2 protein-coding genes are annotated in these 5,776 nt (G+C 74.1%); both read right to left on the bottom strand.

Annotated features, from left to right (window positions below; all coding sequences use genetic code 11):
- The coding region (locus N4P33_RS31645; RefSeq protein WP_260830387.1) for an amino acid adenylation domain-containing protein at positions 1–4,029 on the bottom strand (4,029 nt) is incomplete at its 3' end.
- Positions 4,026–5,363, bottom strand: coding sequence for a serine hydroxymethyltransferase (gene glyA, locus N4P33_RS31640; protein WP_399030479.1), 1,338 nt, complete (start codon positions 5,361–5,363; stop codon positions 4,026–4,028). The genes glyA and N4P33_RS31645, both read right to left, overlap by 4 nt.
- Positions 5,364–5,776: the final 413 nt, after the last annotated feature.

Genomic DNA, 5,776 nt, shown 5'->3' with positions numbered 1-5,776 from the left:
GACCCAGCCGGCGCCGGCCTTGGCGGTGGCGAGCAGGGCGACGGCCAGCTCCGGTGAGCGGGGCAGCGCGAGCGCCACCACCGTGCCCGGTCCGGCGCCGAGGCGGGCCAGGCCGCGGGCCGCCCGGTCGGTGAGCTCGTCCAGCTGCCGGTAGGTCAGCGAGGTGCCGTCGCTGGTGAGGGCGACGGTGCCGGGCGCCACGGCGGCCTGCCGCCGGAACAGCTCCGGCACGCTCTCGCCGTCCTCCTCGGGGAGGGGGCCGTTCACGGCGTAGCGGGCGGTCAGCAGATCGCGTTCGGCGGGCAGCAGGACGTCGACCGAGGCCAGCCTGCGCTCCGGGTCGTCCGCCAGCTGCCGCAGGACATGGTGGAAGCGGGCGGCGATCTCACCGGCCGCGGTCCGGTCGAACAGGTGCCGCTGGTACTGCAGGGTCAGCCGGCCGTCCTCGACGATCAGCGCCAGCGGGTAGTTGGCGCCGCCCACCGAGTCCACCGAGGTGACCTCGAAGCCGGCCGCCCGTGCCGCGTCCTCGGAGCCGGACTCGTCGGCGGGGAAGGACTGGAAGGCCACCAGGGTGTCGAACAGCGCGTCCAGGCCGGTGGCCTGGTGGATGTCGGTCAGGCCGTGGTGATGGTGGTCGAGCAGCGCGGTCTGCCGCCGCTGGAGGCCGGTCAGCAGGGCGGCGACGGTGTCCGAGGGGGCGCAGCGCGCCCGCACCGGAAGGCTGTTGATGAACAGGCCGACCATCGACTCCACGCCCGGCAGGGTGCCGGGGCGGCCGGAGACCGCCGCGCCGAACACCACGTCCTGGCGTCCGGCCAGCTGGGAGACCAGCACCGCCCAGGCGCCCTGCACGAGGGTGTTGACGGTGATGCCGAGCCGGGCCGCGACGCGGGCGAACTCCGCCGTCTCGCCGGGTGCCTGCGCCAGCGTGATCTCGCCGACCTCGGCGGCCGCGGGGCGGACCCCCGCCTCGGGCGCCACCAGGGTCGGCCCGTCCAGGCCGGCCAGCTCCTGGGCCCAGGCGCGGGCGCTCGCCTCACGGTCCTGGCCGTTCAGCCAGGCCAGATAGGACCGGTAGCCGGGGGCCGGGCCGTCGCCCTGCCCGTCGGCCGCGTACAGGCGGGGCAGCTCACGCGCGATCACCTGCTCCGACCAGCCGTCGAGGATCGCGTGATGGGTGGTCAGGACGAGGACGGATCGCTCCGGCCCGGTGCGGACCAGGGTCATGCGCAGCAGCGGCGCGGCGGCCACGTCGAAGCGGCGGGCACGGTCCTCGGCGAGGAAGGCGGCCAGCGCCTCGTCCCGCTCGGGGTCGGTGAGGTCGCCGAGGTCCTTCTCCTGCCAGGGCAGGACGATCCCGTCCTGCACGATCTGCCGCAGCTCGCCCGAGGCGTCCGGGGCGAAGGCGACGCGCAGGCCGGTGTGCCGGTCGAGCAGGGCCTGCCCGGCCGCCCGCAGCCGGGCGGAGTCGACCGGGCCGGCGAGGCGGTAGACGGTCTGCAGCTGGTAGGTGTCGGCGCCGCTGTCGCCGAGCATCGACTCGAAGAGCATGCCGGACTGCATCGGGGTCAGCGGCCACACCTCGGTGAGCCCGGGGTAGGCGCGGCGGAAGGCGGCCAGGGACGCCTCGTCGAGGTCGACGAGGGGCCCGGTGTCCTCCTGCTGCGGCGCGGCGCCCGGGGTGGCGGCCGCGCTGATGGCGGCGACCGTGCGCAGTTCCAGGACCTGCCGGGCGGTGACGGTCAGGCCGCGGGCGCGGGACCGGGTGACCACCTGGATGGCCTTGATGGAGTCGCCGCCCAGGACGACGAAGTCGTCGTCGGCGCCCACCCGGTCCAGGTCCAGGACGTCGGCGAAGACCTCGGCCAGCTGCTGCTCGGTCCCGGCGGCCGGCGCGCGGTAGGCGGTGCCCTCCGGCTCGGGCTCGGGCAGCCCCTTGCGGTCGACCTTGCCGTTCGGGGTGAGCGGCAGGGCGTCCAGCGGGGTGATGGTCTTCGGCACCATGTACGCGGGCAGCTTCTGCTCCGTCAGCTCCCGCAGTGCCTGAAGCACCTCGGCGCCGGTCCGCTGTCCGGCCTCGGTGACCACGTAGGCGACCAGCTGCCCGCGGTGGGCGAGGACCGCGCTCTGCTGCACGTCCGGGTGGGAGCGCAGCACCGCCTCGATCTCGCCGAGTTCGATGCGCAGCCCGTTCAGCTTGACCTGGAAGTCCTTGCGGCCGAGCAGTTCGATCAGTCCGTCGGCGCCGTACCGGGCCATGTCGCCGGTGCGGTAGAGACGTTCGGTGACCCCGGCGTGGGTCCAGGTGAAGAAGCGTTCGGCGGTCAGTTCGGGGCGGTTGAGGTAGCCGCGGGCGACGCCGGTGCCGGCGATGTACAGCTCGCCGGGGACGCCCGGCGGGACCGGCTGGAGGGCGTCGTCGAGGAGGTAGGTGCGCTGGTTGGCCATCGGACGGCCGTAGGGGATGCTCGGCCAGTCGGGGCCGACCTCTCCCACCTCGTAGACCGTGGAGTGGATGGAGGCCTCGGTGACGCCGCCGAGGGCGAGGATCCGCAGGTGCGGGGCGACGCGGCGGGCGCGGTCGGGGAGCGGGACGGGGATCCAGTCGCCGCCGAGCATGGCGGCGCGCAGCGAGGTGACCGGGGCGGCGCCGCTCTGCTCCAGGTGGTCGACGAGGAGTTCGAGGAGAGCCGGGGCGGTGTTCCAGACGGTGACCCGGTGGGCGGTGAGGAGCTCGGCCCAGTGGGCGGGGTCCTTGATGCGGTCCGGGTCGGGGACGACGACGGTGCCGCCGGCCGCGGTGATGCCCAGGTACTCGTAGACGGACATGTCGAAGCTGGGCGAGGAGAGCGAGAGCACCGCGTCGTCCTCGCCCGCGCCGAAGCGGGAGTTGAGGTCGGCGAGGTTGTTCATCACCCCGCGGTGTTCCAGGGCGATGGGCTTGGGGGCGCCGGTGGAGCCCGAGGTGTGGATGACGTAGCAGAGGTGGTCCGGGCCGGCGAGCGGCTCGGGGTCGTGGCCGGGCGACGCCGACAGGTCGGTGCCGTCCTCGCCGAGCAGCACCGGGGCGCTCTGGCCGCTGGGGAGCCGGCCGGCCAGGGACCGTGTGGTGACGCTGATCGTGCAGGCGCTTCCCTCGGCCATGGTGGCGATGCGTTCGGTGGGGTAGTCCGGGTCGAGCGGGACGTAGGCGCCGCCGGCCTTGAGGATGCCGAGGATGCCGACGAGGAGCTCCGGTGAGCGCCGCAGGCAGAGGCCGACCCGGACGTCGGGGCCGACGCCGAGGGTGCGCAGATGGTGGGCGAGGCGGTTGGCCTCCGTGTTGACCCGCTCGTAGGTGAAGTGCTCCCCGCGGTGGATCAGGGCGCTCGCGCCGGGCCGGCGGGCCGCCTGCGCCTGGAACGCCTCGTGGAGGCAGCCGGCGGCGGCCGGGAGGTCGGTCTCGGTGCGGTTCCACTCGACGAGGACGCGGTGCAGTTCCTCGTCGGAGAGCAGCCGGAGGGTCGCGACCGGCTCCTCGGGGCGGCCGAGGGCGTCCTCGGCGAGGGTGACGGCGTGGCCGAGGAGCCGTTCGGCGGTGGCGGCCTCGAAGAGGCCCGGGTCGTAGGAGAGTTCCAGGCCGCCTCCGTCGTCCACGGTCAGCCGCAGCTCGTACGGCCCGTCGTCCGTGGCGGGTTCGCCGGTGGTGGCGAAGCGCAGGGCGACGGGGGTGGTGCCGGTGAGGGGCCCGGTGGTGAGGGCGGCGGTGATCTGCCGGAGGGTGGACTCGCCGGTGACGGTGACGTGGACCTGCTCGGTGCCGTCGGGGCCGGTGCGGGCGAAGGAGAGGTCCTGCTGGCCGGTGCAGCGCCACAGCAGGGCGGCGAACGCCGCGGTCAGCGCCTCGTCCCGGGCCGTGCCGTGCGTCCCGGCCGGGACGGCGAGGGCGGCTCGTGCCACGGCCGAGCAGCGGGGCAGGACCCCGGGGCGGCGCGGCCGGTCGGCCGGCAGCAGCACGGGGGCGGTGTCCTTGCGGTCGTGGTTCACTGGCCGGCTCCAATCAGGGGGGCGAGGCTGCCCTCGCGGATCTCCAGGGGCAGCGGGTGGCGGGCGCACAGCTCGCGCACCTCGGCGCGGAAACCGGCGGCCTGGTCGGCGTCGATGCGGTACTCGGTGTCGCCGAGCGGGACGGTGGCGTTCAGCACGGCGTGCACCAGGCGGGCGCAGCGGCGGGCCTGCTCGGGGCCCATGCCGCGCTGGGCGAGGATGTTGGTGCCGAGCCGCAGGCCGCTGGTGACCAGCGGCGGCTTGGTGTCGCCGGGGATGCGGTTGCGGTTGGCGAGGATCCCGCAGTCCTCCAGGGCACGCTCGGCGACCACTCCGGTCAGCCCGAAGGTGCCGATGTCGAGCAGCACCATGTGGTTGTCGGTGCCGCCGGTGAGCACCCGGTGGCCGAGTTCGGCCAGCTCGTCGGCGAGGGCGGCGGCCGAGGTGACGATCAGGCGGGCGGTCTCGCGGAACCGGGGCTCGGCGGCCAGCGCGAACGCGCGGGCCTTGGCGGCGATGGCAGCCGGGCTGGGGGTGCCCTGCGACTGCGGGAAGACCGCGCGCTGCATCAGCCGGGACAGCGGGGTGCGTCCGTCCGGGCCGGGAGTGCGGTGTTCCGTGCCGCTCAGGATCAGCCCGCCGCGCGGGCCGCCGAGCTGCTTGTAGGTGGAGGTGGTGGTGAGGTGGGCGACGTTCACCGGGCTGGGGTGCTCGCCCGCCGCGACCAGTCCGGCGATGTGCGAGATGTCGGCGAGGAGGTAGGCGCCGACGGTGTCGGCGATGGCGCGGAAGCGCGCGAAGTCGACGGTGCGCGGGTAGGCGCTGGCCCCGGCGATGATCACCTTCGGCCGGTGCTCGGCCGCCAGCGCGGCGACCTGGCCGAAGTCGATCCGGCCGGCGGTGTCCAGGCCGTAGTGGACGGCGTGGAAGTGCCGGCCGGTCACGGAGGCGGCGGAGCCGTGGGTGAGATGGCCGCCGGCGTCCAGGTCCAGGCCGAGGATGGTGCCGCCCGGCGGGACCAGCGCGGAGAGCACGGCCAGGTTGGCCGAGGAGCAGGAGTGCGGCTGCACATTGGCGTAGGCGGCGCCGAACAGGTCCTTGGCCCGCTCCACCGCGATCCGCTCGATCTCGTCGAAGCGGGCGGCGCCGGGGTGGTAGCGGTTGCCGGGGTAGCCCTCGGCGGTGACGTTGGACAGCGCGGCCCCGCCGGCGGCGAGGACCGAGGGGTCGGCGATGCTCGCGGAGGCGATCATCGCCAGGGTGGCATTCTGGCTGCGCACCTCGGCGTCGAGCAGCAGCGCCAGCTCGGGATCGGTGCCGCGCAGGGTCTCCATACCGGCCAGCAGCAGCGCTGCCTGCTCCGTGCCGGTGCCGTGCCCGTGGGCGGACGGCGCCCCTTCCGTTCGCCACTGACCGGTCATGTCGTACGCCTCTTTCCTCGTCCGGTGAATTCGGTTCTTCCGGCGGTCCCGGCGTTTTCCGTGGATTTCTTTCCGGTTTTTCCGACGGGTTCCTGGATACGGGAACGACAGTAATCAGCGCCCACCCCGCCGACAAGGCGCGCCAACACCGCCGAAAGGGAGCCACAAGCGGACATGGAGAGTCTTTCAAGCGGTCCTCCAGCGCCCGCCGTACCGGAATTTCCCGCACCATGAAAAACGGCGGGAAGAATACGGAATTCTGGCTCCCGTATTCTTCCCGCCGCATATGTCCGCGGGGCCTCGCAAGGGGTGGATCAGCCGGCGGC

It is taken from the genome of Streptomyces sp. 15-116A, assembly GCF_025290915.1.
GTDB lineage: Bacteria > Actinomycetota > Actinomycetes > Streptomycetales > Streptomycetaceae > Streptomyces.
The sequence above is the reverse complement of the archived record's forward strand: the minus strand, read 5'-3'. Positions and strand labels throughout refer to the sequence as shown.

Coding starts and splice junctions, on each gene's coding strand:
- glyA (WP_399030479.1), bottom strand. CDS start 5,363: ATGGAGACCCTGCGCGGCACCGATCCCGAGCTGGCGCTGCTGCTCGAC.